Annotated in this window: 3 protein-coding genes; all 3 read left to right on the top strand. The window is 65.9% G+C overall.

What is annotated here, in order from left to right; genetic code table 11:
* Positions 1 to 828 (top strand): glycoside hydrolase family 15 protein (locus V5A20_RS13395; RefSeq protein ID WP_332327568.1); only part of this gene is annotated, 828 nt, incomplete at its 5' end.
* A 318-nt stretch (positions 829 to 1,146) separates the two neighbouring features.
* Positions 1,147 to 3,789: an MGH1-like glycoside hydrolase domain-containing protein gene (locus V5A20_RS13390; protein ID WP_332327567.1), complete on the top strand. Its 2,643-nt coding sequence runs from the start codon at positions 1,147 to 1,149 to the stop codon at positions 3,787 to 3,789.
* A 165-nt stretch (positions 3,790 to 3,954) separates the two neighbouring features.
* On the top strand, positions 3,955 to 4,152 hold a 198-nt coding region (locus V5A20_RS13385), incomplete at its 3' end, for a glycogen debranching enzyme N-terminal domain-containing protein (protein ID WP_332327566.1).

Raw genomic sequence — 4,152 nt, 5'->3', positions numbered from 1 at the left:
CGCGGGTCGACGCCGGTCCGCATCGGCAACGGGGCCTACGACCAGCTGCAGCTCGACATCTACGGGGAGCTCATCGACGCCATCTACCTGCACGACAAGTACGGCGCGCCCGTCTCCTACGAGACGTGGCAGTCGGTGCGCCACTTCGTGAACTGGGTCTGCGAGCACTGGCAGCGGGCCGATCAGGGCGTGTGGGAGGTGCGCGGCGGCCCGAAGCAGTTCGTCTATTCGAAGCTCATGTGCTGGGTGGCGGTCGACCGCGCCCTTCGCCTCTCGCGCAAGCGATCCCTCCCCGCGCCGGAGGCCACGTGGCAGCAGTGCCGCGACGCGATCTACGAAGCCATCATGGACGAGGGCTGGAGCGACGAGCGACAGGCCTTCACCCAGCAGTTCGGGGACGATACGCTCGACGCCTCCAACCTGATCATGCCGCTCGTGCGCTTCATCTCGCCCGGCGACCCGCGCATGCTCCACACACTGGATGAGACCTTGAAGTCTCCCGACCAGGGCGGGCTCGTCACGGGCGGGCTCGTCTACCGCTACAACCTCGGCGAAACGCACGACGGCCTGGAGGGGGAGGAGGGCACGTTCAACATCTGCACCTTCTGGCTCGTCGAGGCGCTCACGCGGGCCAGTCGGATCGAGCCGGAGCGGCTGGAGGACGCGCGCCTCATCTTCGAGCAGATGCTCGGCTACTCGAATCACCTGGGCCTCTACGCGGAGGAGACGGGCACCCACGGCGAGGCGCTGGGCAACTTCCCGCAGGCGTTCACGCACCTGGCCCTCATCAGCGCCGCCTACAACCTCGACCGGACGCTGGATAGATAAGCGTTGAGGGTTGCGCGTTTAGAGTTGAGCGTTGACAGGTTGAATGCCGCGTCTCTTCCGCGCATGCTGGGCCTCAAACTGCACACGCTGACGTCGAACTGCCGAGTGCAAAACCCTCAAAAGCTGTTTGGCGGATGGATATTCAGCCGAGACACAGCGGGCAACGTGCACGACCGGGGCCCAAACGAGCCCTGTAGCGGTGCTACCGGGGGAGTGCAGAACCCGTTGTGCACGAGATCCGCGAAGTCGCAGGCCATAGACAGTCCGCCAAACAGGTTCTCAAACCCAAAACCCTCAACCCACAACGCATAACGCCAAATGACCGCTGAACAGAACCGCCTCGACGACTCGAAAGCCCGCCGCGCCGACTGGAAGAAATGGGGCCCCTACCTGGCCGAACGCGCCTGGGGCACCGTCCGCGAGGACTACAGCGCCACCGGGGAGGCCTGGGAGCACTTTCCCCACGACCACGCCCGCAGCCGCGCCTACCGCTGGAACGAGGACGGGCTGGCCGGGTTCTGCGACCGCGACCAGACCGTCTGCCTCGGCCTCGGCCTCTGGAACGAGCAGGACCCGATCCTCAAGGAGCGCCTCTTCGGCGTCACCGGCACGCAGGGCAACCACGGCGAGGACGTCAAGGAGTATTACTACTACCTGGACTCTACGCCCACCCACTCGTACGCCAAGATGCTCTACAAATACCCGCAGGGGGCGTACCCCTACGCCGACCTCGTGCACGAGAATGAACGGCGGGGCAAAGGTGACCCGGAGTACGAGCTCGTCGACGCGATCGGCGACGCCCTCGACGCCGGTCGCTACTTCGATGTCTTCGTAGAGTACGCGAAGGCGGGCGAAGAAGACATTCTGTGCCGCATCACGGCCCACAACCGGGGCCCCGACGCCGCGCCGCTCCACCTCCTCCCGCAGATCTGGTTTCGCAACACGTGGTCCTGGACGCACGAGGCTCCACGTCCCCAGATGGAGGCCACGGGCGACCGTGAGGTTCGGCTCCGGCAGGAGGACCTGGGGGAGCGGTGGTGGTACGCCGACGCCCCCGACGGGGCGGCAGTCGACCTGCTGTTCACCCACAACGAGACGAACCGGGAACGCATCCACGACGCCGCCAACCCGAGTCCGCACGTCAAGGACGGCATCAACGACCACGTGGTCGACGGCGCCCCCGATGCCGTGCACCCCGAGCAGCGCGGGACGAAAGCCGCTGCGCATGTCCAGTTCGAGATTCCCGCCGGCGCGGCCCGCACGGTGGAGGTGCGTTTTACCCCGGAGCGGAAGCAGCGCCCCTTCGTGCACTGTGGCCGCATGATTGACGACCGGCGGGACGAGGCCGACGCGTTTTACGACACTGTGCAGCGCGACGACCTGTCCGACGACGAGACGCGCATCCAGCGGCAGGCCTTCGCCGGGCTCATGTGGTCGAAGCAGTTCTACCACTACGACGTGGACCAGTGGCTGGAGGGCGACTCGGCCCAGCCCGATCCGCCGGAGGGCCGCTGGCGCAACCGCGGATGGGAGCACCTCAACAACAAAGACGTCGTGTCGATGCCGGACGCGTGGGAGTACCCCTGGTACGCCGCCTGGGACCTCGCCTTCCACATGATCCCGGTGGCCATGATCGACACGGAGTGGGCCAAGCGGCAGATGATTCTGATGACCCGCGAGTGGTACATGCACCCGAGTGGGCAGATGCCCGCCTACGAGTGGGCGTTCGACGACGTGAACCCGCCGGTACACGCCTGGGCGGCCTGGCGCGTCTACCAGATCGACCGCAAGCAGCGCGGCACGGGCGACACCGAGTTTCTGGAGAAGGTCTTCCACAAGATGCTGCTCAACTTCACCTGGTGGGTCAACCAGAAGGACCGCGACGGGGACAATGTCTTCCAGGGCGGCTTCCTGGGGCTCGACAACATCGGCGTCTTCGACCGGAGCCAGGAGCTGCCCACAGGCGGCCACCTGGAGCAGGCCGACGGCACCGCCTGGATGGGCATGTTCTGCCTCAACATGCTGGCGATGGCCCTGGAGCTGGCCAAGACGAAACCGGCCTACGAGGACGTCGCCACCAAATTCTTCGAGCACTTTGTCTACATCGCCGACTCCATCAACACCAAGTGCGGGGGCACCGGCCTGTGGGATGCCGACGACGGGTTTTACTACGACACGGTCCACTGCCCCAGCGGAGAGATGATTCCGCTCAAGATCCGCTCGTTCGTGGGGCTGATCCCTCTCTTCGCCGTCGAGACGCTGGACAAGGAGCAGTTGGCGGAGCTCCCCGACTTCCGGCGCCGCATGAACTGGTTCATCGAGAACCGCCCGGAGCTCATGGAGCACCTCACGCTCGATCCGGGCGATGAGGAGAAGCCGCGCATCCTGCTCTCGCTGGTCGACGAGGACCGGCTCCGGCAGATCCTGGGTCGCATGTTGGACCCCGACCAGTTCCTCTCGGACTACGGCCTGCGCTCCCTCTCGAAGGAGCACGAGGAGCATCCGTTCACCTTCCACGCCGACGGGCAGCAGTTCTCCGTGCAGTACGAGCCGGCGGAGTCGCGGAGCGGCCTCTTCGGCGGCAACTCGAATTGGAGGGGGCCGGTCTGGTTTCCGGTGAACTACCTCATGATCGAGTCGCTGCAGAAGTTCGACTACTACTACGGCGACGACCTGACCGTGGAGATGCCGGAGGCCGACGAGCCCGAACCGCTCTGGGACGTGGCCGGGCACCTCTCGCGTCGGCTCACGCGCCTCTTCCGAAAAGACGAGAACGGCGAGCGCCCGGCCTTCGGGGGCGAAGAGCTGTTCCAGGAGGACCCGCACTGGCAGGACTACCCCCTCTTCTACGAGTACTTCCACGGGGACAACGGGGCGGGCATCGGCGCGAGCCACCAGACCGGCTGGACCGCCCTCGTGGCCAAGCTCCTGCAGCAAAGCGGCGGCGCAACGAATGATTAGTGTTGTGGGTTGCAGGTTGTGAGTTGGTGGGTTGTTGAGGTCGAGTTTGAGGGGCTCGGCATTTCGCACTCCCATCGTCTCTTCCCTGTCGGCATCGCTCCCCCTGGAACCCCAAAACCCCAAACACGCAACCCCCACCCCTTAACGAACACGCCCAGACGCAAAATGCTCGAGTTCGCCCGCAACATCTGCAGCGACCTAGAGAGTGCCCAGGCCCGCGAGTGGCTCGTCACGAATGGGATCGGCGGGTACGCGATGGGCACCGTGGGCGGCCCGCGGACCCGCGCCTACCACGGGCTGCTCGTGGCCGCGCTCGACCCGCCCCTCGGCCGCACGCTGCTCGTCTCCCACGTCGACGAAACG

It is taken from the genome of Salinibacter sp. (assembly GCF_036626415.1).
In the GTDB taxonomy this organism is placed as follows: domain Bacteria; phylum Bacteroidota; class Rhodothermia; order Rhodothermales; family Salinibacteraceae; genus Salinibacter.
This window is presented reverse-complemented; position numbering and strand designations above follow the sequence as displayed.